The organism is Neobacillus sp. PS3-12, assembly GCF_030915385.1.
Classification (GTDB): domain Bacteria; phylum Bacillota; class Bacilli; order Bacillales; family Cytobacillaceae; genus JAEVLT01.
The window spans coordinates 675,123-699,228 of record NZ_CP133268.1 but is presented as its reverse complement, the minus strand read 5'-3'; the positions used below and the strand labels follow the sequence as shown (position 1 = coordinate 699,228).

At 36.3% G+C, this 24,106-nt stretch carries 25 protein-coding genes, 4 tRNA genes, 3 pseudogenes and 2 other annotated features; of the genes and pseudogenes, 18 read left to right on the top strand and 14 right to left on the bottom strand.

What is annotated here, in order from left to right:
• Nucleotides 1-39 precede the first annotated feature (39 nt).
• On the bottom strand, nt 40-285 hold the full coding sequence (locus RCG17_RS03580) for a DNA alkylation repair protein (protein WP_308173899.1): 246 nt from the start codon (nt 283-285) through the stop codon (nt 40-42).
• A 105-nt stretch (nt 286-390) separates the two neighbouring features.
• Between RCG17_RS03580 and RCG17_RS03575 the strand changes: the two genes are divergently transcribed.
• A complete protein-coding gene (locus tag RCG17_RS03575; RefSeq protein ID WP_308173898.1) occupies nt 391-843 on the top strand; it encodes a FixH family protein in 453 nt (150 codons plus the stop codon).
• A 53-nt stretch (nt 844-896) separates the two neighbouring features.
• On the opposite strand, the gene RCG17_RS03570 is transcribed toward RCG17_RS03575, so the two are convergent.
• The 4 genes from RCG17_RS03570 to RCG17_RS03555 form a co-directional block, all read right to left on the bottom strand.
• Nucleotides 897-1,235 carry a hypothetical protein gene (locus tag RCG17_RS03570; protein WP_308173897.1) on the bottom strand — a complete coding sequence of 113 codons (339 nt, stop codon included), beginning with the start codon at nt 1,233-1,235 and terminating at the stop codon, nt 897-899.
• Between the two features lie 154 nt (nt 1,236-1,389).
• A complete protein-coding gene (locus RCG17_RS03565; protein ID WP_308173896.1) occupies nt 1,390-1,860 on the bottom strand; it encodes an Hsp20/alpha crystallin family protein in 471 nt (156 codons plus the stop codon).
• Nucleotides 1,861-1,884: 24 nt separating this feature from the next.
• Nucleotides 1,885-2,127, bottom strand: a complete 243-nt coding sequence (locus tag RCG17_RS03560; protein ID WP_308173895.1) for a spore germination protein — start codon at nt 2,125-2,127, stop codon at nt 1,885-1,887.
• Between the two features lie 16 nt (nt 2,128-2,143).
• Complete coding sequence (locus tag RCG17_RS03555) at nt 2,144-2,386, bottom strand: spore germination protein (protein ID WP_308173894.1); 243 nt, start codon at nt 2,384-2,386, stop codon at nt 2,144-2,146.
• A gap of 263 nt (nt 2,387-2,649) precedes the next feature.
• Here RCG17_RS03555 and RCG17_RS03550 point away from each other — a divergent pair.
• Nucleotides 2,650-3,427: pseudogene (locus RCG17_RS03550) on the top strand (SDR family oxidoreductase).
• Nucleotides 3,428-3,543: 116 nt separating this feature from the next.
• Nucleotides 3,544-3,702, top strand: a complete 159-nt coding sequence (locus RCG17_RS03545) for a hypothetical protein (RefSeq protein WP_308173893.1) — start codon at nt 3,544-3,546, stop codon at nt 3,700-3,702.
• A 60-nt stretch (nt 3,703-3,762) separates the two neighbouring features.
• Here the strand turns inward: RCG17_RS03545 and RCG17_RS03540 are convergent, their stop codons facing one another.
• The gene (locus tag RCG17_RS03540) at nt 3,763-4,320 is read right to left on the bottom strand and encodes a GNAT family N-acetyltransferase (protein WP_308173892.1); all 558 of its coding nucleotides are present in this window, start codon (nt 4,318-4,320) and stop codon (nt 3,763-3,765) included.
• 304 nt (nt 4,321-4,624) lie between these two features.
• Nucleotides 4,625-5,752: an amidohydrolase gene (locus tag RCG17_RS03535; RefSeq protein WP_308173891.1), complete on the bottom strand. Its 1,128-nt coding sequence runs from the start codon at nt 5,750-5,752 to the stop codon at nt 4,625-4,627.
• 153 nt (nt 5,753-5,905) lie between these two features.
• Here RCG17_RS03535 and RCG17_RS03530 point away from each other — a divergent pair, with 153 nt between their 5' ends.
• The 4 genes from RCG17_RS03530 (at nt 5,906) to dapF (ending at nt 9,620) form a co-directional block, all read left to right on the top strand.
• Complete coding sequence (locus tag RCG17_RS03530) at nt 5,906-6,229, top strand: DUF4870 domain-containing protein (protein WP_308173890.1); 324 nt, start codon at nt 5,906-5,908, stop codon at nt 6,227-6,229.
• Nucleotides 6,230-6,359: 130 nt separating this feature from the next.
• Nucleotides 6,360-7,145, top strand: coding sequence for a hypothetical protein (locus tag RCG17_RS03525; RefSeq protein WP_308173889.1), 786 nt, complete (start codon nt 6,360-6,362; stop codon nt 7,143-7,145).
• 142 nt (nt 7,146-7,287) lie between these two features.
• Entirely contained in the window at nt 7,288-8,550 is a 1,263-nt protein-coding gene (locus RCG17_RS03520; RefSeq protein WP_308173888.1) for an EAL and HDOD domain-containing protein, read from the top strand.
• Nucleotides 8,551-8,630: 80 nt separating this feature from the next.
• Nucleotides 8,631-9,620 (top strand): diaminopimelate epimerase, encoded by a 990-nt coding sequence (dapF, locus tag RCG17_RS03515; RefSeq protein WP_308173887.1) that lies wholly within the window; start codon nt 8,631-8,633, stop codon nt 9,618-9,620.
• A gap of 20 nt (nt 9,621-9,640) precedes the next feature.
• Here the strand turns inward: dapF and RCG17_RS03510 are convergent, their stop codons facing one another.
• Nucleotides 9,641-11,470 (bottom strand): DNA ligase D, encoded by a 1,830-nt coding sequence (locus RCG17_RS03510; RefSeq protein WP_308173886.1) that lies wholly within the window; start codon nt 11,468-11,470, stop codon nt 9,641-9,643.
• 136 nt (nt 11,471-11,606) lie between these two features.
• Here RCG17_RS03510 and RCG17_RS03505 point away from each other — a divergent pair.
• Nucleotides 11,607-12,436: pseudogene (locus RCG17_RS03505) on the top strand (Ku protein).
• A 289-nt stretch (nt 12,437-12,725) separates the two neighbouring features.
• Nucleotides 12,726-12,929, top strand: a complete 204-nt coding sequence (locus tag RCG17_RS03500; RefSeq protein WP_308173885.1) for a cold-shock protein — start codon at nt 12,726-12,728, stop codon at nt 12,927-12,929.
• A 43-nt stretch (nt 12,930-12,972) separates the two neighbouring features.
• Here the strand turns inward: RCG17_RS03500 and RCG17_RS03495 are convergent, their stop codons facing one another.
• From RCG17_RS03495 to RCG17_RS03475, 5 genes are all read right to left on the bottom strand, one after another.
• Nucleotides 12,973-13,257, bottom strand: a complete 285-nt coding sequence (locus RCG17_RS03495) for a DUF6509 family protein (RefSeq protein WP_308173884.1) — start codon at nt 13,255-13,257, stop codon at nt 12,973-12,975.
• A gap of 146 nt (nt 13,258-13,403) precedes the next feature.
• Nucleotides 13,404-13,495: transfer RNA gene (locus tag RCG17_RS03490), tRNA-Ser, on the bottom strand.
• A 3-nt stretch (nt 13,496-13,498) separates the two neighbouring features.
• Nucleotides 13,499-13,572: transfer RNA gene (locus RCG17_RS03485), tRNA-Gly, on the bottom strand.
• A gap of 12 nt (nt 13,573-13,584) precedes the next feature.
• Nucleotides 13,585-13,658, bottom strand: a tRNA-Pro gene (locus RCG17_RS03480).
• Between the two features lie 44 nt (nt 13,659-13,702).
• A tRNA-Leu gene (locus tag RCG17_RS03475) sits at nt 13,703-13,786 on the bottom strand.
• A 387-nt stretch (nt 13,787-14,173) separates the two neighbouring features.
• Between RCG17_RS03475 and pfkB the strand changes: the two genes are divergently transcribed.
• The 3 genes and pseudogenes from pfkB (at nt 14,174) to RCG17_RS28230 (ending at nt 16,961) form a co-directional block, all read left to right on the top strand.
• Entirely contained in the window at nt 14,174-15,088 is a 915-nt protein-coding gene (gene pfkB, locus RCG17_RS03470; protein WP_308173883.1) for a 1-phosphofructokinase, read from the top strand.
• A 13-nt stretch (nt 15,089-15,101) separates the two neighbouring features.
• A pseudogene (locus RCG17_RS28235) lies at nt 15,102-15,863 on the top strand (fructose PTS transporter subunit IIA); the annotation flags it as partial.
• A 102-nt stretch (nt 15,864-15,965) separates the two neighbouring features.
• Nucleotides 15,966-16,961: a PTS fructose transporter subunit IIC gene (locus RCG17_RS28230; protein WP_374120940.1), complete on the top strand. Its 996-nt coding sequence runs from the start codon at nt 15,966-15,968 to the stop codon at nt 16,959-16,961.
• A gap of 41 nt (nt 16,962-17,002) precedes the next feature.
• Here the strand turns inward: RCG17_RS28230 and RCG17_RS03460 are convergent, their stop codons facing one another.
• Nucleotides 17,003-18,280, bottom strand: a complete 1,278-nt coding sequence (locus tag RCG17_RS03460) for a bacillibactin exporter BcbE (protein ID WP_308173881.1) — start codon at nt 18,278-18,280, stop codon at nt 17,003-17,005.
• Between the two features lie 107 nt (nt 18,281-18,387).
• Between RCG17_RS03460 and RCG17_RS03455 the strand changes: the two genes are divergently transcribed.
• The 6 genes from RCG17_RS03455 to RCG17_RS03430 all read left to right on the top strand — a co-directional run bounded on the left by RCG17_RS03455 (nt 18,388) and on the right by RCG17_RS03430 (nt 24,091).
• Nucleotides 18,388-19,020 (top strand): MOSC domain-containing protein, encoded by a 633-nt coding sequence (locus tag RCG17_RS03455; RefSeq protein WP_308173880.1) that lies wholly within the window; start codon nt 18,388-18,390, stop codon nt 19,018-19,020.
• Between the two features lie 85 nt (nt 19,021-19,105).
• Nucleotides 19,106-19,353: a binding site (T-box leader), on the top strand.
• Between the two features lie 33 nt (nt 19,354-19,386).
• Nucleotides 19,387-19,636 (top strand) — a binding site (T-box leader).
• A 66-nt stretch (nt 19,637-19,702) separates the two neighbouring features.
• Nucleotides 19,703-21,085: an anthranilate synthase component I gene (trpE, locus tag RCG17_RS03450; RefSeq protein ID WP_308173879.1), complete on the top strand. Its 1,383-nt coding sequence runs from the start codon at nt 19,703-19,705 to the stop codon at nt 21,083-21,085.
• Nucleotides 21,086-21,087: 2 nt separating this feature from the next.
• Entirely contained in the window at nt 21,088-21,696 is a 609-nt protein-coding gene (locus tag RCG17_RS03445) for an anthranilate synthase component II (protein WP_308173878.1), read from the top strand.
• The gene (gene trpD / locus RCG17_RS03440; protein WP_308173877.1) at nt 21,668-22,696 is read left to right on the top strand and encodes an anthranilate phosphoribosyltransferase; all 1,029 of its coding nucleotides are present in this window, start codon (nt 21,668-21,670) and stop codon (nt 22,694-22,696) included. Before RCG17_RS03445 ends, trpD begins: the two co-directional genes overlap by 29 nt.
• The gene (gene trpC, locus RCG17_RS03435) at nt 22,697-23,470 is read left to right on the top strand and encodes an indole-3-glycerol phosphate synthase TrpC (protein WP_308173876.1); all 774 of its coding nucleotides are present in this window, start codon (nt 22,697-22,699) and stop codon (nt 23,468-23,470) included.
• Between the two features lie 12 nt (nt 23,471-23,482).
• Entirely contained in the window at nt 23,483-24,091 is a 609-nt protein-coding gene (locus RCG17_RS03430) for a phosphoribosylanthranilate isomerase (protein WP_374120939.1), read from the top strand.
• Nucleotides 24,092-24,106: the final 15 nt, after the last annotated feature.

Below are 24,106 nucleotides of genomic sequence, written 5' to 3'. Positions count from 1 at the left end.
AACCTCCATTTATCATAAATAGAGGTTTTTTTACAGAATTTATAGGGGCTGCTCACCAAATTTTATAAACATTCTTTCATCCTCAATTAACCCGCAAACAGCACATTGAATCTTATACACTGGGCCATTGTATGGAAGATGAAAGGGTTCGAGCTCTACAGCAGCATATTCTTGGATAATATCACCTGTGTGAGGATCTTTTTTTACCGCATGTGATATTTGTTCAATAAGATTAAAGCGGCTTCGGTTTGTTTTACAATTTGGGCATCTATATGGATTTGACATTGTAATCTCCTTTCTCATTTTTGTTAATGGCTATTTTTTGCAAAATAGTAAGGAAATATGTAACAATTCAGTTATGATTATTAAAAATTTAGGGGATAGGGGATTATGATGAAAAAAGTGCGATTGATTCTTCTTTCATTCGTATGTGTCTTGCTTTTAGCTTCGTGTGCTTCCCAAAAGGAAAAACAAAGTTCAATGCCAAAAATGCTAGATGTGAATTTGTCGATTAGTCCACAAAAAGCTGTGGCGAATCAGTCTATTACATTTAAGGCAACGGTAACACAGGGAAAAGAAAGGGTTAATGATGCGGATGAGGTAACCTTTGAAATCTGGCGGTCAAAGGACCCGAATCATGAAAAGATTGATATTAAGAAGGGAGAAAATGGAGTTTACAGCCTTACAAAAACATTTCAGCAGGATGGGACCTATTATGTAATTTCACATGTAACAGCAAGAGGAATGCATAATATGCCCAAAAAAGAGTTCGTCATTGGACAGCCTAGTGAGGAAGAAAATTCGAAAACTGATAGTTCAATGAAAGGAATGAATATGAAATAATTTTGATTATTAGTTTAAACAAGGCAGTTTTAGCTGCCTTGTTCGTTTATAATTCAAGAATTATTCTCTTTTTTAGCTCGAAAATTTACTTTAGCGGAAGTACCAAGTTTTTCTTTTAATTTTTCCGCTATTTCTTTTGAAAAATCACCCTCTGTATTCGTACCAATATTTAATTTTCCAGTCAATTCTTTTATCCCTAATTGTCCAAAGTTATTGGAGTAATCCAATTTTTCAATGATAATTTTTTCAACCTGGAGATGTTCGATATGGACGCTGGCTGGTGACTCATGAGGTGAAGATTGGAGTTTTTCAAGAAATTTATGAAAAGTCTCCCTCTCAATTAAGATATTTGATTGTACAAGGTTTTCTAATTCAGCAAACTTTTTTTCCAATTCCGCCAGTACTCTCTTGGGAGATTCATTTCTTCTAAAAAAACGGAAAAATTTTTTTTTTGTTTATCCGAATCCATAAAACCACCACCATTAGATGATTCCTTAATCCATCATATTTCCTGCAAGAGAAAAAATGCAAAAAAAAAGACGTTTATCAAATTTCTGTCACGTCTACTTGGGAAAATTGCATATCAATATTCTTTGGAATTCTTATTTCAAGGATTCCATCTTTGTATGTTGCAACGGCACCTTTCTTTTTTACAATCGCAGGAAGTGTGATTTTATGTTGGTCATCATACTCAGGAACTCCTTCGGCGATTAGCTGATTGGAGGTATGGTAAATACGGACTTGTTTTATCCAATCATCATTTTTTATTGGAATTCTTACAAAAACAAAGTCATGTGTTTCAAATGTACTTGAGTTTAAAGGATTTGTTGTATTCTGTTGGCCAAGAGGTGTTTGAAAGCTGCTCATAAGATCCTGGGGATTCATCATTCCCCGCATGCCAGTGGGCATCATTTTTTCCATAATATCTTGAACATATTTATCAATTTCATCGGGTTTCATATTTTGAAACATATTTTTCATATCTTTATTAAAAGGGAATAGATTAAAAGGGAACAATGTAAATCATCCTTTCGGCAAAAATTAAAATTGGTTTGAAACTGGCCCAGAAGGATTAGCAATTTGGTCTTGGTCACTAATATCTGTATCCGCGACTCCATTTGCTGACAAGGAGCCAGTTGGAGATAAGTCACCAAAGGCCATGTTAGTTCCAACCCACTTGGAGTTTGCGGTATGACTGTTGTGGACCGCAGGTCCCAAGGATATATTTGCATTATTGTTTAGCGCATTGGTCTTTATGTTAAAAATATTTATTTGAAAAGGCATTATTCTTCAGTCCTTTTTAAATTTGGTTTGAAAGGACGTTCGCCGGATTCGCAATATCACCCATATCATTTACGTCCGGATCAATGAATACATTTTCCATTGCGGCATTTGGCGGGGCAAAATCCCCGTAGGCTGTATTTTGACCTTGGGCTTTCGTGTTGGCTGTATGGGCGTTATGAAGGGCTTCTCCGATATTTACCGACCCATTATTTGATACGCTGTTAATTTTTAAGGAGAAAATATTAATTACAGTCTGCATCCTGCCACATCCTTTTCATTAATCAGCTCCAACGAACAGGAGCAAGCTGCTTTTTCTTAACCTTACAACATCCTATGCAATGCTCCGCCCATTCGTTATTAAAACTTATAGGTGAACGTTTGTTATTTAAACCATTGCGTAATAGTTGCATATATATTTGTTTCTTTTTACCATATAGTTAAGATATTTATGTAGAAATATCCAAAGTTAAGATTTCTGTGAAATCGTTAATTAAAAAAAGATATTGTGAGGTATATTTTAAGATGGGAAAAATCGCTTTGGTTACAGGAGGAGCTACCGGTATTGGTAAAAAAACAGCATATAGCTTAGCGCTTGAAGGGTATCAAATTGCCATAAATTATCGCAATAGTGAATTAGAAGCTGCTTCCTTAGCAAAGCAATTATCTGACCGCTTTGGGACCAAGACTATTTGTATACAAGGGGATGTAGGAAAAAGCGATGACTGTGAGCAATTAGTTGAAAAAGTACTTTCAGTATTCTCGAAAGTGGACGTACTAGTTCTTAATGCTGGTCCGTATATTCGTGAAAGAAAAAAAATGACGGACTATAGCTTTGACGAGTGGAACTATCTGATTAATGGAAATTTAAATGGAGCATTTTACTTATCTAAACTTGTCATCCCTTTGATGAGAAAACAAAAGTGGGGGAGAATTATTACTCTTGGCTATGACAGAGTTGAAACAGCACCAGGATGGATTTATCGATCAGCATTTGCAGCTGCAAAAACGGGTTTGGCTTCTCTTACCCGTACCATTGCGTTGGAAGAAGCTGAAAATGGAATTACGGCAAATATGGTATGTCCAGGTGACATTGTTGATGAATGGAAAGAGAAAGGTATCTGTACGGCTCAATCCAGTTTTGAAAAAAACATTCAAGCACCTGTAGGGAGACCTGGGAACAGGGGAAGATATTGCAAGAGTCATTTCCTTTTTAATTGATGAAAAGTCCAGTTTTATTACAGGCAGTATTATTCCTGTAACTGGAGGTATGGATGTTTTATCCAAGGCACTTAAAATTTAAATTGGGAAAAAGAAATGAGAGAGTGCCCATATATTTGGATTTTATAATCATGTGAATGAACATTGCTCCTATTGGATAAAATAAAGAAAATTCATCTATGAAAGGAGCAAAATAAAGTGAGTTTTAACTTAAATCGAATCAATCCAAATCAAACTCAAGTTTTTTTTCATGATGGACGTTTTGAAACATTAACTAATGAGGAACTAGATGATTTTTTGCTCCAGATGGGAATTAATGAAGTGAGTGACCAAATTGAACCTGATTTAAAAGATTAGCTTTTCATTATGCGCAAAAAGACTAAGTTTTATTCAACTTAGTCTTTTAATCATATCTATTTATGCTAACAATTCAGAATCGGATTGTTCAGCTGAATTTGTTCGCATGTAATGTAGAGTATATTGGTCTTTTGAGATTTCGTAGAGATCGTAGACGTCCTCGACAGCGTTAAGCTGCATATAAAGGGATTTCCTTGTTTCGTTGGCTTTGACGACGTAGGGAAGTTTTTCTGCGGCTTTGATTGAACGGATGTTTACTTTTCGTATTCGCATAAAGATCGTTTCAATGCCAAGTTCATAAAATACCTCTTGAAAAAATTCCTCTTTTGCAGGACTGTTATAACCTTTTCCATGGTATGGCTTGCCTAGCCAGGTTCCAAGAAATCCTGCATTATTCTCTAAATCATACAGGTTAATTGTTCCGATTGGAGCACCCCATTCGTCAACAATGGTTCTGGAAATTAACTCTTTGCGCTCTTCAGCTTCAATGGTTTGTTTAGAGATAAATAAAAATTCATCATAAGTATCTGCTTTATGGCGCACAAAAGGGAAGACATCCGGGTGCGTAATTAATTCGAATAAAGCGTGACAATCTTGAAGATCACGTTTTTTCAACATGAGTATCCCTCCACTTAGGGCATTCTGGTTCTGATGGAAAACATATGGAACCGTCCACCCTCGAAATTTTTTATTTTAAATGCCTAAAAAATTTCGGGGTGGGAATCGAACCCACTAGAACCAGGAAACCTGGTGGCGCACCATTTGCCTTCCCTATAAAATTTTTCTTGAATAATAAATCTGGTTACCTCCATAATCGATGGCAGAAATTCTTCACTTAGAGTATAATACTAGAATTTACGTAAAAAAGAAATAGTTATTTCATTGATTTTTTGTAAATTTTTATGGCAAATTTCAACAAAATTTATGTTTGCGAAAAAACAATTTCTCCGTTAATCATCGTCCATTTTGGTTTAGCTAAATAATGAAATGGATGGTGGGTCCATAGAACTAAATCTGCATCTTTACCCTTTTCAATACTCCCTAGCTTACTGTCAACTTTTAAATTTTTTGCTGGGTTAATCGTGATCCCTTCCAGGGCCTTTTGCTCAGGAAGACCTTCTCGGACAGCCAGACTCGCACAAATATTTAAATACTGGATCGGTGTGTACGGGTGGTCGGTTGTAATCGACACCTCAACCCCGTGAGCGGATAATTCCTTATAGGTATTCCATGTTTTGTTTTTTAGTTCAACCTTCGACCTTCTTGTTAGCGTTGGACCCACAGATACTTTTAAACCTAATCCAGCAAGTTCGCTGGCAACTAAATGTCCTTCTGTACAATGCTCAATTCGTAAATCAAGATTAAACTCCTCCGCAAAACGAACGGCCGTGATAATATCATCTGCACGATGGGCATGAATTCGGACCAGAATTTCCCGTTTTAGGGCCATGACCAACGGAAGATTTCGAAAATCATTCCTTTGATCTGATAAAAGCGCCTTGTAGAACGCTTCGCGAAGCATCCCCATAATCCCCATTCTGGTAATCGAATCATTATTGCCATGGCTATGGATCTTTTTTGGATTTTCACCTAAGGCAAGTTTTAAACCAGCGGTTTCGCGCACAATCATTTTTTTAATATTTTTACCTGCAGTTTTAATGACAGAGGTGGTTCCTCCGATGACATTTGCACTGCCTGGCATAATATGCACTGTCGTGATTCCGCTTTTTATTGCATCGGAAAAAGCAGGGTCAAAAGGATAGGCACCATCAATTGCTCGGATATGGGGTGTCAGCATTTCTGCCGTTTCATTTGCATCGTTTCCTGCCCAGCCGGTGCCTTCATCATATAGACCCATATGGGTGTGAACATCAATAAATCCTGGAAAAAGAAAAAGTTCACCGCAATCAATCATTTTTACACTTGTTTCAGTTGCAATATTTTTACCAACTTTACTGATTTTTCCGTTTTCGATTAAAACATCTCCGCTATAGAATGGTTCTCTTGTAATCGGGAAAACAGTGGCATTTTTTAAGAGTATCTTTGTCATATTCTACCTTTCATATTTCCTTTAATTTTTTTCTATTTTGTCAAAAAAACATTGGATCAATACTATTGAAAAGTTTTGAAAACCAAGAAACCTTTTTGCAATGCTAACGTAAATATTAATGTAGGAATTTATTTCTCTAAGGGGGAGATAGAGATGCCAAAAAATGAAGAAAGAATCCTTGCTGCTGCCATATATGTGATTAGTTTTTTTGCGCCTGTTTTAGGACCACTTGTCATTTGGCTTTTAAAGAGGGAAGAGTCATCTTTTATTGACTATCACGGGAAAGAATATTTTAATTTCATGATATCTTATTTCGTGTATACGGTTATTAGTGGAATTTTAACACTTATACTAATTGGGTTTATTGGATTATGGCTGAGTGGAATTTTAATCGTTGTTTTTACAATCGTTGCTGGTATTAAAGCATATGAAGGAACTGAGTATAGAATACCGTGGATCTTTAGATTAATAAAATAAAATTTACCATGGAAAAGGAAAGGGACTAAGTCTCTCTTTTTTTGACTTCTTTGTTAATATAAACTTCTATCATTTTTCCTGAAAACGATTAATAGACTAATATATGAGAAAGCCATAAGGAGTTTACAAAATGAAAATTGATGACTTTTATCGAAATGTTGCAAGAATCAACTTAAACGGAAGTATTTTGGCATTAATTCCTGCAATATTCATTGTCGGAGGAAATTTTGTGTTTTTACAAAATAACCAGATTATGCTGTTAGTGATCCCTTTTCTCATATATAGCATTATTAATTTTCAACTCTATATAAGGAAAATGAAGCAGGCATTAATAATTAGCAAAAATTTACCTGAATTCCATCTCCCCAACCCAACAATTTTTTCGTCTGAACAATACCTGCTATATTTCTTTAATACACTTTCCCCAAGATTGCTGCTTTTTTTTCCAAATGGAACTCTTGCTGGGGAAATGAAAGAATATTGCGAAATTGGACTAAAGCTTGAGGGTTTTTCCAAAACCTTTGCGTTTTATGATTTTAATAAAGAGTTGATCTGTTTTTTTGGAGTTGATGAAAAAAAATTAAAAATTGAGGTCTTCAATCAGGAAAAAGAATACTTAGGTTGTCTTGAAAAGTCAAACCAATTTCTTTCGAAAAAAATGAAAAGGGAGCTATTAAATCGGGAAGGGCGATTTATAGCTGCTATTGAAGGCTCTCCTCTATACATGGATGAACGAATAGTCGACTCCTTTCATCTTCAAATTGGCAGCCTGCAGCGAGGATGGATGCCAGTGGAATGGAACCGTTATGTCCTCGATCCTAATACACCAGTACTCTCTATCTCAAAAGAATTATCAGAAAAGGACAAGCTACTGCAGCTTTCATTTTTAATTGATGAATTTTTTATTAAAAGATAAGGAAACATTGATAAGCAAGGTGAAAAATAGTTATTTTTTTACAATAATAGTTTACATTTTAAGTTGAGTTTAGGATAATTAGACTATAAATACACAGAAAAGTTGAAAAATACAATATAAACATACAAAGTGGGGGTTTTGGATGGAGGTCTTTGTGGCCAGACAGCCAATCTTTACAAGAAACGAAGAAGTGTTTGGATATGAACTGTTATATCGGAACAATTTAGAGAATCAATTTCCTGACATTAATGGGGATAAGGCAACTGCGGATGTCCTAATTAATGGATTTTTGAATATTGGATTTGAAACTCTTGCAAAGGGGAAACCGTGTTTCATAAATTTTACCGAGAAACTCTTGCAACTTAGATTGCCCACTTATTTTAATCCAAACGAGGTTGTAGTGGAAATTCTTGAGACAGTTGAACCGAGCTTTAGTTTGTTGGAAATATGTAAAGAGTTAAAGGATCTTGGATACCGAATCGCTTTAGATGATTTTGTCTTTAACGATCAGAATATCTACTTTTATGCATTAATGCGTTATGTTGACATCATTAAAGTTGATTTTAGAAGCACCACAGCGGAAGCCAGAAAAAAAATTGAACAATTGGCGAGAAATGCAAAAATAAAGCTGCTTGCCGAGAAAATCGAAACGAGAGATGAGTTTAAACAAGCTAATACGTTTGGATATGAATATTTTCAAGGTTACTTTTTTTCTGAGCCAGTAGTTGTTTCAACGAAGGATGTGCCGCCTTACTTTTATTCGTATTATCAGATTGTCCGTTTACTTTCTGAACCTGAACCGAATGTTGAGAAAATAAGTAAACTAATTGAACAGGATTTATCATTATCATATAAACTATTAAAGCTAATCAACTCTCCTGAATACAGGCTGACACAAAAAATAAAATCAATTCGCCAAGCAGTTGTTCTTCTCGGATTTGATGAAATAAATAAATGGATGTCTGTATTAGCAGTAAGAGGTACAACAGGTTCCAATAATGAATTTTCAAAGGAAATGATCTCAATTTCCTTAACAAGGGCAAAAACTTGTGAGTTAGTGGCGATGCAAAATAAGAATTTCTATCCTTTTTCGGAATATTTTATTGTCGGATTGTATTCACTAATGGATGTGCTCTTAAATATGTCCATGGAACGGATCCTGGCTTCTTTACCTTTTCATCAAGAAATATGTGATGCCATATTAGGAAAGGAAAATCATCTTGGAGAAGTTTTAAAATTAATCATCGAGATTGAAAAAGGTAATTGGCAGAATATAAAGGATCGTTGCTCCTGGCTCGGAATAAATGAGGGCCATGTTTATTCCAACTACCAAGAAGCGTTTAAATGGTCTCGCAAGATCATGCAGATTAAAACAGATGAAGTTTCTCCTCTGGTATTCATTTAAAGTGATGCGCAATGGTTTATTTCAATTTAAACGTTTGATAAAATATAATTACTACTATTATTTTAACGGAGGCAATACTCGTGCAAATTAAGCTTATTAAAGGCCATGGTTCAGGAAATGATTTTCTGTTGATAGATGAAATATCCAATTCATATTCATTTTCAGAAGAGGACCGAGCTAATCTAGCAGTTTTACTATGCAGCCGAAATACAGAATTGGGTGCTGATGGAATTTTATATATTCTTAACAGTAATCACAAAGATACGAAAGGCAGGATGCGTGTTTTTAACGCAGATGGTTCTGAAGCTTCAATGTGTGGAAATGGTCTAAGACTAGTCGCAAGGTATATTTGTGAAATGTTTGCTTTAGATAACACCGTGATTGAAACAATGAAAGCAGATTTAATGGTTAGCAAACAACCTGATTTATTTCCTGAGGTATCTACCTATCAAGTTGAAATATCGCCAATATCCTTTCAGTTAACTGACTTGCCATTGACTTTGAACAAATCAACTTTAATCAATGAACCGATTAAAGAGTTATCGAATGAATTAAGCTTTACAGCACTTGCAGTCCCGAATCCGCATCTTATTTCAATGGTGGGAGCAAAACATTTGGAATCGAATATTCAAAAGCAATTAAGTGAAAAGGTTAACGGACCAAATGAGTTATTTCCCGATGGGGTAAATGTTAGTTTTGTTAACCCAATGGGGCAAGGAGCCATTTATGTTAATACGTTTGAACGTGGCGTTGGCTTTACCAATGCCTGCGGCACTGCAATGTCTGCATCCTCGCTTGTAACGTGTTTAAGCGAAATAAACGAATTTGAAAAAGTTATTAACGTATATAATAACGGTGGAAAAGTTCAATGTGTTGTTCACAAAAAGAACGATAGCTTTTACATTGACCTTATCGGAAATGCAACATATTTATATAATGCTGTGATTGATGTTGACTCTGAAATTGAGGCATTTTCAATTTCTTCTAAGCAAGAGTTTCATGAACAAAAAATATATGAAAAATTACAATCAGAGGCACAAAATTTCTTACATTCAAATTTAAAAGGATAAGGGTATCTCCTTATCCTTTTTTAGTTTTTTTTTAGAAATTCCAAAACAGGTTCAAAGGGTTGGATTTTCTTGGTTTGAAAAAAGTTGTTGAAAGGGTCAATTTGCTTTTTGATCCGCTTCAATACGGTTTCCATCGTAAACATATTCACATCAAGCTTATCATTTACTTCATCCCAAAATAATGGCGTCGCAGCCCCGGCGTGTTCATTCCCTCTAATTGAATAAGGAGCCACAATTGTTTTCCCCTCACTGTGCTGTATATAGTCAATATATAATCGATTCCCTCGATTTTTTTTCAGTCTTTCGATTGTAAATAAATCAGGTTCACGAGAAACAAGAAAGTCCGCAATAAAGCTTGTAAACAAGCGTGTATCTTCATAAGTGTATAAATTGTCCGCTAATGGTATATAGACCTGTAACCCTTTATTTCCTGATGTTTTAACAAAACTGATTAACTTTAATTGATCGAGGATCTCCTTAATATTTAAGGCAGCCTTTATTGCTAAATGGAAATCATTCCTTGATGGCGGGTCCAAATCAAAAACAATTTCACTTGGTCCTTTATTGTCAGTTGTTTGGAAAGGAATATGAAATTCAATCGCCAGTTGATTTCCTAGCCATAAAAGAGTATTAAGGTTGTTGCAGACAATATAATTGATTCCATCCTCTTGATATGTATCGACAAATTCAGGTGCATAATCAGGACAGTTTTTCTGATAAAACGGCTCACCAAACATACCATGTGGAAATCGGATGACCGTTAATAATCGGTTTTTTAAAAATTGCAGCATATAAGGTGATACTTCCCGAAGATAATGAATATATTCAGATTTGCTTATATTTAAGTTGTCCCATAATGGTTTATCGGGGTGTGTAATCTCCACACTTTCGGGAAGATTTTTTCTCTGAGATTGAAAACGCTCATAAGTGCAATCAGCAGGTTTCAAGTCAAAGCGAAAACGGTCAAAATGGGGTTCGCGAAGCTCATTTTCGTATAGCTCTAGGTATTTTACCTCAAGGCAGATTGCTGTGTTAACAAAAATGTAGCGTGAATCTTCCCTAATCTTATTCTGTCTGACAATATTCTGTAAAGCCTGTTTTTCATCTGGTTTAAATCCAAACAGTACCTGTCCAATTCCGTGTATTTTATTTTCGTCGAAGACAGCGATGGAAAAGTAACCATTTGTTTTATCAAAGGAAGTTACAAAACAACTGACGTATTTCCAATTTTTATATTTGAGCCAAAGTGATGACCGTTTTCCTTCTTCCCAGAGACTAGTTTTGTGTTTTGCAACAATGCCTTCACCATCGTATAAAATAACTTTTTCCCACAAATCAAAAAACACGGAATGTGCTTCAACGAATTGGAGTAATTGACCATTATTAGGATCTGGAGTCAAACTGAAATTTAAGCTGTTAAAAAGGTTGATTAACTTTTCCTTTCGATCTCGGAAGGGGACATTCTGTAGATTCTTTCCAGCCATGTTTAAAATGTCAAAAACCATTATTCTGCATGGAGAGTGATCGGCAAGATCGTTTATTTTTTTTTTCGACCTTAATCTTCCGCGGGTTTGCAATGCTCCAAAATTAGCTTTATAAGGGTTTTCAAGGAAAACAAGTTCGCTATCTAACTTGAGTGGTAAAAACTGTTGTATTCTCTTGGCCAAGGGAAGTAAGAATTCCTCGATCTCGGGAAATTGTATTAATAAAGATTTTTCATTTCTGCTGGTTAAACGAATGCCATTTTCATCCCAGTCTATGATTGCTCGAAAACCGTCGTACTTAACCTCATAAAGCCAATCAGAATGCTCTGGTGAATCAAACGTTAAGCTTGGAAGCATTGGCTTCAATTCACGTGGCTCCCTTCGTTTTTTTTTATATTTTGCTTAGAACTTTTAATCTTCATCCTTTTCCAGTTGTTTATTTGTATGCAGTTGTTAAGAAGAAGCAAACTAATTAAAACACGATAAGAATGGAGAAAAAAAGATGCATACAATGTGGAAAGGAAGTATAAGCTTTGGGCTTGTAAATATTCCAATTAAGCTCCATGCTGCTACCGAAGACAAGGATATTAAGCTTCGAACCCTTCATAAAAAATGTCATTCACCGATAAAATATAAAAAAGTATGTCCCCACTGCGAGGAAGAAGTAAAAAATGAAGATATCGTAAAAGCATATGAATATACAAAAGGTAAATTTGTCATCCTTGATGAAACGGATTTAGAGAGTCTTCGGGTTGAAAATGAGGAAAAGGCAGTAGAAATCATTGATTTTGTTAGTATGAACCAAATTGATCCTATATATTTTGAAAAATGTTACTATATGTCGCCTCATGAAGGCGGGGAAAAGCTTATTCCTTACTTCGTAAAGCATTGGAGGAAACACAAAAGGTTGGAATTGCTAAAATTGTCATTCGGTCAAAGGAACAGCTTGCAGTTATTCGAATTTATAAAAATACACTTGTGATGGAAACGATCCATTATCCTGATGAGGTAAGAAATGTTGGAGAAGTACCGAATGTTCCAATTGAGGATAAGGTAACAGATAAAGAATTAGATACAGCGATTCTTTTAATTGATCAATTAACATCAGATTTCCAGCCAGAAAAATATACCGATGAATATCGTTCCGCATTGCTTGATTTAATCGAATCAAAACGGATGGGCAAAGAAACAGTGATGCCTGCAGCTAAAGAGGCAGCATCAAATGTAACTGACCTGATGGCAGCCTTACAAGCTTCTATTGATCGAACAAAACCAAATAAACCTGTGACTACAAGAAAAAAAGTAACAACAAAAATTAAAAAGCAGGCATAGGCCTTCATATAAAATAAGGAACCGTTCTTTTGTAACGGTTCTTATTTATTTGCTATCCAGAAAAAATAATCATTTAAATAATATTCACTCTTGAGTAACGTATGGTTTTTTGGTAGTATAGAATGATTTGACTTTTTCGTAATTTTGAAGTATTATTAAATTACACTTTTTAAGTTCCTTATCTAGTTTATGATGAGCGGTCGTAACTGCACAATTTTGTGGGCTTTTTCCTCACAGGTGTAGGTGCGATTTTTTATTTTTGAGTGTATTTCACATGGGGGTGACCAAATTGGCATTTGGTAGAAGAAATGAAGAGGAAGTCAAATTGGAAGATACAAAAATATGGGTATGTACTTCAGACAAATGCAAGTGCTGGATTCGTGATAACTTCAAGAGCAGTGACGTTCCCCTTTGTCCCATTTGTAAAAGTGAAATGACATTAACAACTAGACAATTGCAGGTTGTTCCAAACCATAGTAAAAATTTTATGTAACTGATAAAAAGGGATAAATCATTGATTTATCCCTTTTAAATTGTCATTCAATAATATGTTCTGCACAATAATTTTTAACTAAGTTTTCTTCATCTTCTTCAAGAGCAAAATCGAGTACTTTTTCACTGATTTTTTCAAAAAAATGATAATAGGAAATTTTAGGACCGTTATCATCAATAACATAAATTATTTTTAATACGATTCCCTTTTCAGAATAAAGCTCATCCTCTTCGTCAACCTCTATATCAAGAAAGAATTCGTATCGTTCACCTGTTAGCAAGCCAAATGGATCCTCCAATTTTTCAATTGTATGGCCAGTAATATTCATTTCATCACCCTATTCTCTTTTCTTATATTTTTTATTATGAACCTATTTGATCGTAATTTAACCCCAACGGGAAAAAATGAATGGCAGGGAGTTAAAATAATGTAAAAAAAGCGCCGATACTTGGCGCTTTAACTTGCTAGTATGTATGGCGGAGAAGGTGAGATTCGAACTCACGCGACGGTTACCCGCCCTAACGCATTTCGAGTGCGCCCCCTTATAACCACTTGGGTACTTCTCCGAATGGAGCGGGTGAGGGGAATCGAACCCCCGCCGTCAGCTTGGGAAGCTGAAATTCTACCATTAAACCACACCCGCAAATAATATAAATCGGGAAAACAGGATTTGAACCTGCGACCCCCACGTCCCGAACGTGGTGCTCTACCAAGCTGAGCTATTTCCCGTTAGGAAAGCATTAGGATCATCCAGTTGGATGGTTCAGAACCGATGCGGATGAAGGGACTTGAACCCATACGAGATTGCTCTCACTAGAACCTGAATCTAGCGCGTCTGCCGATTCCGCCACATCCGCAAAATATAAGTTTTTAACAACCTTTATTAATATAACATAAATTTTAAAAAAGTTCACTAGTTATTAAAAAAAAATCAATATTAATCAAAAAGATATTTAGAAAAGAAGGAGAATCAAAAGATTCGAAATTATTTCAATATAATTAAAATGATTTGGTTAATTTATAATAAATCAAAAACAGTCAAAAACGTTCATAAAATGATTGTTTTTGAAAGAAAATGATTGAAAAAAGTAATCGGTTACAGTAAAATAATATTAGTCAAGGGATTTGATGGCGATAAATATGTTAATTCCAGAACGGCAAAAAGCAATTATTATCAAAAATGACATAGAGGATGAAACAAAAAAACAATATCTAAGTAAAAAAACAATAAAGGTCGTGACAGAATGATTTACACTTTAACCTTAAACCCTTCGGTAGATTACATTGTTGAGCTTGAAGGATTTCAAATAGGGGAATTAAATCGAACAACAAAGGAAGCAAAATTTCCTGGAGGAAAAGGTATAAATGTTTCCAGAGTTTTAAAAGAACTAGGAATTAAGAGTAAAGCCCTTGGCTTTAATGGGGGTTTTACTGGTAAATATATTGATGAATATCTTCAAAATGAAGAAATTGATACCGATTTTGTTAAAGTAATGGAAGATTCCCGAATTAATATCAAACTCAAAACAGGTCAAGAGACAGAAATAAATGCAAAAGGTCCTAAAATATCGGATGAAGATTTCCTTCAGTTAAAAGAAAAAATCAAGGGATTAACGAAAGAAGATCTTCTTGTATTGGCTGGCAGTATTCCATCCTCATTACCAAAGACAACCTATGAAGAATTAGTGAAAATTTGTAAACAAAATAATGTCCAGTTTGTTGTTGATGCAGAAGGGGATTTATTAAAAAAGGTTTTAACTTATCAGCCATTTTTAATTAAGCCAAATCAACATGAATTAGAGGAATTATTTTCGACTCCGATCTCCACTTGTGAGGGAGTTGTCCCATATGCAAAGAAACTTCTTGAATTGGGGGCAAAAAATGTCATTGTATCACTGGCAGGTGATGGTGCTGTCTTCGTTAATGATGCAATAGCATTAATTGCTGACGTACCCAGAGGAATTGTAAAAAATTCCGTTGGTGCGGGGGATTCAATGGTAGCAGGCTTTCTTGCTCAATATCAGTTAACTGGAGATATTAAAGAAGCTTTTCGATTCAGTATTGCTTCCGGAAGTGCAACAGCATTTTCATTAGGATTGTGTACAAAAGAAAAAGTTGTTGAACTTCTTCCGCAAGTACACATCAAAGAATTTTCCTAAGGGAGAGAAATATATGAAAATTACGGAGTTATTAACGAAAAAAACGATTCTCCTTAATATTGAAGGAAATCAAAAAGAATCCGCCATCGACCAATTGGTCGAAATCTTATATACAGCAGGAAAAATATCCAATCAAGAAGAATATAAGGCAGCAATTTTAAAACGTGAAGAGCAAAGTATAACCGAAATTGGGGAAGGAATTGCTATACCACATGCAAAAGTAGCTGCAGTGAAGGAAGCGGCGATTGCTTTTGGAAAATCTTCTGCAGGAGTGGACTATGAATCTTTAGATGGACAGCCTGCACACCTATTTTTTATGATTGCTGCTCCAGAGGGTGCAAATAATACACATCTAGAGGCTCTTGCCCGTCTTTCAGGAATGCTGATGAACGAGGAAGTCCGAAAAGAATTATTAAACGCAACTAAAGCGGATGATGTATTAAGCATCATCGACAATCATGATGAACAAGAAGAAGAAGAGCAGGATGTTTCAAACAGCCAAAATGCGATTGTGGCTGTAACGGGCTGTCCAACAGGAATTGCTCATACCTATATGGCTGCGGACTCTCTAAAAGCAAAAGCAGGCGAAATGGGAGTGACTATTAAAGTTGAAACGAACGGTTCTGGTGGAGCAAAGAATGTTTTAACAGCAGAGGAAATCGACAATGCTGTTGCGGTAATTATTGCTGCAGACATTAACGTTGAAATGGAACGTTTCAAAGGAAAACATGTGATTCAGGCGGCTGTAGCAGAAGGAATCCGCCACCCGCAGGAATTGATTAAAAAAGCCTTAAAACAAGATGGCCCTGTCTACCAAGGAAATGGACAAGTTCCTGCAGGACAAAAAGAACAACGTAAAGGTTTTTATAAGCATTTAATGAATGGCGTATCAAACATGCTGCCATTTGTTGTTGGCGGCGGTATTTTAATTGCGATTAGTTTTATGTTCGGATACAACTCAGCTAATCCGCAAGATCCATCCTATAATCCTTTTGCAGCTGTATTAAAATTAATTGGCGGTAATAATGCATTTGCACTGATTGTTCCTGTTCTTGCTGGATTTATAGCGTTAAGTATTGCCGATCGTCCGGGCTTTGCACCTGGTATGGTAGGAGGAATGATGGCAGCAAATAGCGGAGCAGGTTTCCTAGGCGGATTGATTGCCGGCTTCCTTGCAGGTTATATTGTTTTGTTCTTGAAAAAGGCTTTCATTGGTTTACCAAGATCTTTAGAAGGTATAAAGAGTATTTTAATCTATCCTCTTTTAGGTATTGCGATTACAGGATTGATCATGCAATATGCAATTGATACACCAGTTACATGGTTGAATAAGGAAATCTCTCACGTATTATCTGGTCTTGGAACAGGTAATGCTGTTCTACTGGGAATCGTTTTAGGTGCGATGATGTCTTTTGATATGGGCGGCCCCATTAATAAGGCTGCATATGTTTTTGGAACAGGCTTGCTTGCTAGTGGAGTCTATCAGCCAATGGCTGCGATCATGGCAGCAGGTATGGTTCCGCCGCTTGGAATTGCTATTGCTACAACTATATTTAAAAAGAAATTTTCCAAAGCTGACCAGGATGCAGGAAAAGCATGTTATGTAATGGGTCTGTCCTTTATCACTGAGGGCGCTATTCCATTCGCAGCTGCGGATCCACTGCGTGTCATTCCTTCAGTTATGATTGGCTCAGCAGTTGCAGGGGCAATGTCGATGGCATTTGGAATTGGTCTTAGGGCACCACATGGAGGAATCTTTGTTGTACCATTAGTACAAGGTGGCGTCCTTCAGTATGCACTATCCATTTTAGTTGGAGCTTTTATTTCAGCAATTCTGCTTGGAATTTTAAAGAAACCAGTAAATAATGAATAGAAGCAAACAAAACGCAGAGGCACTTACCTCTGCGTTTTAGTTTAAGCTGCCTCCCCAGGTTTAATTGCTTTGAGGATTACAAAAGCTGTAATTACACTTACACAGCTTAATATTATAAAAATCCAATGATGTGGATATTTCATAAATAAAGCAATAAATGGTGGCCCAGCAGCGACACCAATAAACCTCATCGAACTATAAAGTGAGGTTACGGTTCCTCGTTCCTCTTTTTCAATTCCGGCAGTAATTAAAGCATCAAGGCAGGGCAGACCAACGCCAATTCCTATGCCGACAAGAAGAAACATCGAGATCATGAACCACAATTTGATAGAAAAATAAAGTGCTGCAATGGCAAGAGCTGTAAGAAAAACTCCTCCAAAAGTAAGCCGTTTCATTAAGACTTTGTTCTCTTTAATGATTTTTCCTGTAATAAATGAAGAGAGGCAAAGGGCGCCAAGTGGAAGAGCTAAAAAGAATCCTTTTTTTAAAGCTTTGACACCGTACTCACTTTCAAATACTTCCGAAAGATAAAATAATACTCCAAATAGCAGAAACATTAAAATACCGCCAATAAAAAAAATAGCATAAAGCCATCGTCCCTTTTCACTAAAGATTTCTTTAAGATTTGCGAGAAATTGTTTAAAGGGGATCGGCTTTTCAATTTTTTTCGGACATTTCACTAAAAAAATCATTAATATTGTTGATATTAAACAAAAAACTGGGAATGAGAAAAAAGGTAAAAACCATATAAACCCTGCCAAAAATGCACCTAATATTGGGCTTAATACTTTACCAAACGTATTGGAGGTTTCTATTAGCCCTAGTGTACTGCTGACATCATCCTCATTTTTAAACATATCGCCAACAAGTGGAAGAACAATTGGAAATGCACCCGCAGCACCTACCCCTTGGAGGGAGCGGCCAATGAGGATAATCCAATAGGTATGATCCATTTTCCACGCAGCAAAGCCGGAAATGAGTCCTCCGGCACCTGCAATAATTAGACTTGGAATAATGACTTTTTTTCGTCCAATATGGTCTGATAAAAAACCGGCAATGGGTATTAAAATGATCGCAACAATTGAGTAAACCGTAATAATCATGCTTGTTTGAAAAGAGGAAATCGATAATTCTTTTTCCATTGCGGGTAACACTGGGATTAACATTGAATTCCCTAGTGTCATTACCAAAGGAATGGAGGAAATTGACAAAATCGCCCATTTTTGCTTTGAGGTTTCACTCGACTTGCTTTTTCCTTCAGCCACCTGTTTTTTTGATGCTTTTATTGGAGCTGGGCATAAGCGTTCAATATTATCCATTGAGCTCAATACCGCCTTTTTTGTTTTTGCTAATGTTAATATGGTCTTTTTTATTTTAAAATAACAATAAGTGATCAATCCTTTTAATGGAAAGCAGGAGATTTTTTATGAGTAATCGAACAATGATCAGCCTTGCAATCGGTAAACCAATGGAATATATTTGGGAACAAAAGAATGAAAAATCGGCCATTGGCAAAAATGTTGTTAAAACTGCAAAATTAAATATAAGTGGTTTTGTTAGCGATGATGTGGCTAATCATGAATTTCATGGGGGAATTGACCGTGCTGTTTGTGTTTATCCATATGAGCACTATTCTAAATGGGAAAAATTATTTAATAAAAAACTCAGACTGCCGGCTTTTGGAGAAAATATAACCGCTGCTGGAATGACAGAAGCAGAAGTTCATATTGGTGATATTTATAAAATAGGGGATACTGTAATTCAAGTAACACAAGGAAGGGTTCCTTGTTCAACCATTTCAAGTTTTAATCAGGAAAAGGAATTTCTAAAACTTGTGTTTGATACAAGTTTAACGGGTTATTTTTGTCGTGTAATAGAAGAAGGAACGATTAATATTGACTCCAAAATTGAACTTGTCGAGCAGCATCCGTTGAAAGTTTCTGTACTATTTGCTGCCCAAACGCTTTTTCACAACCATGACAAAAAAGCGATAGAGAAAATTCTTCAGGTAGAAGAAATGGCAGAGGATTGGAAACAAAGATTTTTAAAATTAGTGTAATTTTTTTGCTCAATAATGAGTATTATGAATATATCACTTGACAAATTATTCTTTGTTTATTATTATAATTCACATAAGTAAGTTATTAAGGGCAATGAAAAAGAGTAGTAACCTTTGCGGATACTTTAGAGAGCTGATGGCTGGTGTGAATCAGTGTAGACGTAATGGTGAATGGACTTTGGAGCCTCCAAACCGAACTCCAATTGGAAAGTAGGCTTTGGCGAACATCTCATCGTTACAAGAGATAGGTATTAATCATTGTGATTTGATACCGATAAAGTGAACTGTTTTATCAGTTAATGAAGGTGGCACCACGGGTCTTCCGTCCTTTTTGGATGGAGGCCCTTTTTGTATTTATTTTAATAATGAAAAGCGATGCGCAAGGGGAGTACACAATACAACATTCTTTTCAGGAGAGCGGGAAGGTGAAAGCCCGGTAAGAGTGAATTTGTGGAATGGGCTTGCAAGTGGCAGTCTGAAGACGAGAGTAGGACTGCACGGAGTTCCACCGTTAAAAGGATAGGATATCAGTTGTATGTTGGCTTGTATCTGAAAGAGGAAACATGGGAATGTTTCAAATGGAGGTGGCACCGCGGTCGCAAGAATCGCCCTCTATATGCATAAGTATTTTATGTATATAGAGGGCGATTTTTTTATTTGTCTAAAAAGGAGATTGAAAAAGATGAAGACCAAAAGTTCTTTTGTTGTAAAGGAAGTAAAAGGGGATACTTTAACTCCGATTGCAATTTTACAAAAAATATCTGGACCCAAAAAGTTCTTATTAGAAAGTTCACATAAGTACAATGAATCTGGCCGTTTTTCATTTATCGGTTCAGACCCGGTGATGGAGTTTTTCTCACATGGGGATAAAAATGAAATTGTGAGACGAAATGGACAAAGGGAGAGCGTTAATGGAAACCCAATTGAAATGATCAAAAGCTTGCTTCCCCAAAGAGAAGCTGGCGATTTTCCATATCCTTTCATGTCTGGTGCGGTTGGATATATCGGCTATGACATTGTTCGCCAAATTGAAGATATTGGTTCGGAGTTAGCTGACGAATTGAAAATGCCTGATACTCACCTCATGTTTTATGAAGATGTAATCGTCTTTGACCATCTCGAAGAAAAGGTCTTCGTGATTGGTACACCACTTTTAGGGGAAACCGATGAACAGGAATTACTGGAAAGGGTAGAGGGACGAATTGCTGAACTCAAAAAATCATACATGCATCAAGATATTGATTCGTTTTCATTTGAAGGATTTGTTCCAGAAACATCAAAAGAAGAATTTATGAGAAATGTTGAAAAGGCGAAAGAATGCATTGTCAATGGTGATATTTTTCAGGTTGTTCCATCACAAAGGATGAAATCAGCTTTTAGCGGGAACCCCTTATCCCTTTATCGTCGGCATCGTTCTAGTAACCCAACACCATATATGTATTATATTGATTTTGAAAATTATACAGTGGTTGGTTCATCACCAGAAAGTCTGATCAAGACAAGAGACAAACAAGTTATTACCAATCCAATTGCTGGAACAAGAAAAAGAGGGAAAACAACGGAAGAAGACTTTAACAACGAGAAAGATTTGCAATCAGATGAAAAAGAGCTGGCGGAGCATAAGATGCTTGTTGATTTAGGACGAAATGATCTTGGTAAGGTTTGCAAGTTTGGAACAGTTAAAGTAGATAAATACAAAGAAGTCGAAAGATTCCGTCATGTAATGCACCTTGTTTCAGAGGTAAGCGGGGAACTGAGAGAGGACCAAACACCATTAGATGCACTTTCAGCTTGTATTCCTGCTGGTACAGTTTCGGGTGCACCAAAAATCCGAGCAATGGAAATTATTAATGAACTGGAAAAATCAAAACGTGGTCTTTACTCGGGAGCGGTTGGGTATTTATCGGTAAATGGAAACATGGACTTTGCTCTGGCGATTCGGACGATGATTTTAAAAGATGGGATGGCATATATTCAAGCAGGTGCCGGCATTGTATACGATTCAAATCCAGAATTGGAATATGAAGAAACCATAAATAAACTAAGGTCTTTTTTGGAGGGATAAAAATGATCCTGCTAATCGATAATTATGATTCATTTACATTTAACCTTTATCAATATATAGGGGAATTAGGCGAGGAGATAAAGGTAGTTCGAAATAATCAAGTGTCACTGGATGAAATCAAAGAAATGAATCCAAAGGCGATCATTCTTTCCCCAGGTCCAGGTAGACCGGAAGATGCAGGTATATGTGTGGAAGTAGTTCGCAGCTTTTATAAGATAGTTCCAATATTAGGTATATGTCTTGGGCATCAAGCAATTGGTTATGCCTTTGGTGCTGTTATTAAGCATGCCAGCAGTATTAAGCATGGTAAAACTTCTCATATAACACACGAAGGTGGATTATTTAACTATTTATCAAGCCCATTGGAAGTAATGAGATATCACTCGTTATCAATCGATAAAAACACTTTGCCTGAAGTGTTGGAATATACAGCTGAAGCAATGGATGATCAAGAAATAATGGCGATTCGCCATCGAACGTATCCTGTATTTGGATTGCAGTTTCATCCCGAGTCAATTGGTACACCATCAGGTAAACAAATTCTTAAAAACTTTTTAGCGGAAACGGAAAGGAAGAAGGAAAATGAAGAATTTTTTACTCCAATTAGCTGAACAAAAATCATTTACTGAAGAGCAAATGAAGGAAATATTTCAAACAGTTCTACATGACGATGAAGTATCAGAAAGTGAAATTGCAGCTTTTTTAATGGGTTTAAAGTCTAAAGGTGAAACAGTTGAAGAAATCGCCGGTATTGTTCGCGCATTAAGAGAAAATGCTGTGTCATTTAAAGAAAAGTATCCCGGTTGTTTAGATAACTGCGGAACTGGGGGAGATGGGTCATCAAGTTTTAATATCAGCACAACTTCCGCTTTTGTCATTGCAGGTGCTGGAATTATTGTAGGGAAACACGGAAATCGCAGTATTTCAAGTAAAACTGGAAGCGCCGATGTGCTTGAAGCATTGGGAATTGAATTAAATTTACCATTTGAAAAAACTGAAGAAATTCTTAGAGAAATAGGGATTGCCTTTTTGTTTGCTCCCCATGTCCATCCGAAATTGAAAAAGGTCAATACGGTTAGAAAACAACTTAAAATTCCAACAGTGTTTAACTACATCGGTCCTTTGACAAATCCAATTGATCTAGATTATCAAATGTTAGGAGTAAATCGCAGAGATATTCTTGAGCCAATCGCCCAAGTTTTAAAAACGCTTGGACGGAAACGGGCAACTGTTTTAAACGGACCGGGCAATATGGATGAAGCATCACTTCAAGGAGCAACCTTTATAACGATACTAGATGACGGAAAAATTACTTCAACATCGTTTACACCAGCCGAAGTAGGCCTTCCAGAATATGATAATAGCATGATAAAAGGAGGAGACGCTAAGCAAAATGCCGAAATATTAGAGGGTGTTCTTAAAGGGGAACAAGGTGCCTATCGAGACACAGTTCTACTGAATGCAGGAATTGGAATTTTTACAGCGAAAAAGGCTGATTCCATTCAGGAAGGGATCCAAATAGCACGAGAAAGCATTGATTCTGGAGCAGCATTTGAAAAACTAAGACTTTTAATTGAAAAGTCTAGTTCTGCACAAAAGGAGGCAATTTAGTTGGAAACAATTCTGGATCGGATTCTACATGAAAAAAAACGTGAAATTGAAAGCTTAAAAGTTGGTCATCAGAACTTTGCAGAAAACTCTTTTCCACGAAGATCTTTCATACAAAAGCTTCAAAAAGAAGAGGAAATAGCTATTATTGCAGAATTTAAACGCGCTTCTCCTTCAAAAGGAATCATTAATACGGAAGCAGATCCTGCCTTGCAAGCGCAAGCTTATGAAAGTAATGGAGCTTCAGCAATTTCTGTTTTAACGGACCAATCCTTCTTTAAAGGTTCCTACGAAGATTTAAGAAAAATAAAAGCAGCTGTTGATGTCCCAGTACTGTGTAAGGATTTTATAATTGATCCTATTCAAATTGATGCTGCTGCAGCCAGTGGAGCGGACCTGATTTTATTAATTGCAGCTGCGATGGAACAATCTCAATTAAATGAACTCTATCAATATGCGAGAAGTCTTGATTTAGAAGTTTTGTTAGAAATTCATAATCGTGAAGAATTGGATAAGGCATTAATAACAGGTGCCAGATTGATTGGTGTCAATAATCGTGATCTGAAAACATTCAACGTGTCATTAGCTGTAGTTGAAGAATTAGGCCCATTAGTTAAAAAAGCGGGAGCTTATTTAATAAGCGAAAGTGGCATCCATCAAAAAGAAGATGTTGAAAGAGTAAGGTTGGCAGGGGCAAATGGGATCCTGGTTGGGGAGTCTCTGATGAAAAGTAATAATGTAAAACAGAGATTGGAATCTTTTAGATTGAGAGTTTAAGGGGAATAAATGATGAAGGTGAAAATTTGTGGAATTACTGATGTGGGTGCAGCATTAGCAGCAGTGGATTCCGGGGCAGATGCAATCGGCTTTGTTTTTGCAAAAAGTAAACGGAAAATTGACGTAGTTAATGCTAGGGATATTGCTGCGGAATTACCGAACGATATCATGAAAGTCGGTGTGTTTGTTAACGAAACGAAAGAAGAGATAGATCGTATAGGTCGAGTGGTTGGCTTAACCCATGTACAGTTGCACGGAAATGAGTCTGCTGACTTTAGCAAAAGTCTGTCATTACCAGTGATTAAAGCTCTTGGAATTGAAGGCAAAGATAGTCTTGAGGCTATAAAAGAATATCCATGTGAATTTCTATTGCTTGATGGACCAAAGGGGAAATATCAAGGCGGAAATGGGCTTTCGTTTGATTGGAATATTCTTAACGAGCAAGATTTACTTGGCAAAAAAGTGATACTCGCCGGCGGCTTAAACGAAGGAAATGTTCTTGAAGCAGTCCGCCAGGTTCGCCCCTATATGGTCGATGTCAGCAGCGGAGTAGAAACGGACGGAAAAAAGGATTTGAACAAAATAAAGAGGTTTATTGATAAAGTAAAAAGGCAGTCTTAACTTGGAGGAAATTAA

What these genes read in the sequence shown, in the direction of transcription:
- RCG17_RS03580 (WP_308173899.1), bottom strand. Translation starts at nt 285, where the DNA reads ATGTCAAATCCATATAGATGCCCAAATTGTAAAACAAACCGAAGCCGC.
- RCG17_RS03575 (WP_308173898.1), top strand. Translation starts at nt 391, where the DNA reads ATGATGAAAAAAGTGCGATTGATTCTTCTTTCATTCGTATGTGTCTTG.
- RCG17_RS03560 (WP_308173895.1), bottom strand. Translation starts at nt 2,127, where the DNA reads ATGCCTTTTCAAATAAATATTTTTAACATAAAGACCAATGCGCTAAAC.
- RCG17_RS03555 (WP_308173894.1), bottom strand. Translation starts at nt 2,386, where the DNA reads ATGCAGACTGTAATTAATATTTTCTCCTTAAAAATTAACAGCGTATCA.
- RCG17_RS03540 (WP_308173892.1), bottom strand. Translation starts at nt 4,320, where the DNA reads ATGTTGAAAAAACGTGATCTTCAAGATTGTCACGCTTTATTCGAATTA.
- RCG17_RS03535 (WP_308173891.1), bottom strand. Translation starts at nt 5,752, where the DNA reads ATGACAAAGATACTCTTAAAAAATGCCACTGTTTTCCCGATTACAAGA.
- RCG17_RS03530 (WP_308173890.1), top strand. Translation starts at nt 5,906, where the DNA reads ATGCCAAAAAATGAAGAAAGAATCCTTGCTGCTGCCATATATGTGATT.
- RCG17_RS03525 (WP_308173889.1), top strand. Translation starts at nt 6,360, where the DNA reads ATGAAAATTGATGACTTTTATCGAAATGTTGCAAGAATCAACTTAAAC.
- RCG17_RS03520 (WP_308173888.1), top strand. Translation starts at nt 7,288, where the DNA reads ATGGAGGTCTTTGTGGCCAGACAGCCAATCTTTACAAGAAACGAAGAA.
- RCG17_RS03495 (WP_308173884.1), bottom strand. Translation starts at nt 13,257, where the DNA reads ATGAATATTACTGGCCATACAATTGAAAAATTGGAGGATCCATTTGGC.
- pfkB (WP_308173883.1), top strand. Translation starts at nt 14,174, where the DNA reads ATGATTTACACTTTAACCTTAAACCCTTCGGTAGATTACATTGTTGAG.
- RCG17_RS28230 (WP_374120940.1), top strand. Translation starts at nt 15,966, where the DNA reads ATGAATGGCGTATCAAACATGCTGCCATTTGTTGTTGGCGGCGGTATT.
- RCG17_RS03460 (WP_308173881.1), bottom strand. Translation starts at nt 18,280, where the DNA reads ATGGATAATATTGAACGCTTATGCCCAGCTCCAATAAAAGCATCAAAA.
- RCG17_RS03455 (WP_308173880.1), top strand. Translation starts at nt 18,388, where the DNA reads ATGAGTAATCGAACAATGATCAGCCTTGCAATCGGTAAACCAATGGAA.
- trpE (WP_308173879.1), top strand. Translation starts at nt 19,703, where the DNA reads ATGAAGACCAAAAGTTCTTTTGTTGTAAAGGAAGTAAAAGGGGATACT.
- RCG17_RS03445 (WP_308173878.1), top strand. Translation starts at nt 21,088, where the DNA reads ATGATCCTGCTAATCGATAATTATGATTCATTTACATTTAACCTTTAT.
- trpD (WP_308173877.1), top strand. Translation starts at nt 21,668, where the DNA reads ATGAAGAATTTTTTACTCCAATTAGCTGAACAAAAATCATTTACTGAA.
- RCG17_RS03430 (WP_374120939.1), top strand. Translation starts at nt 23,483, where the DNA reads ATGAAGGTGAAAATTTGTGGAATTACTGATGTGGGTGCAGCATTAGCA.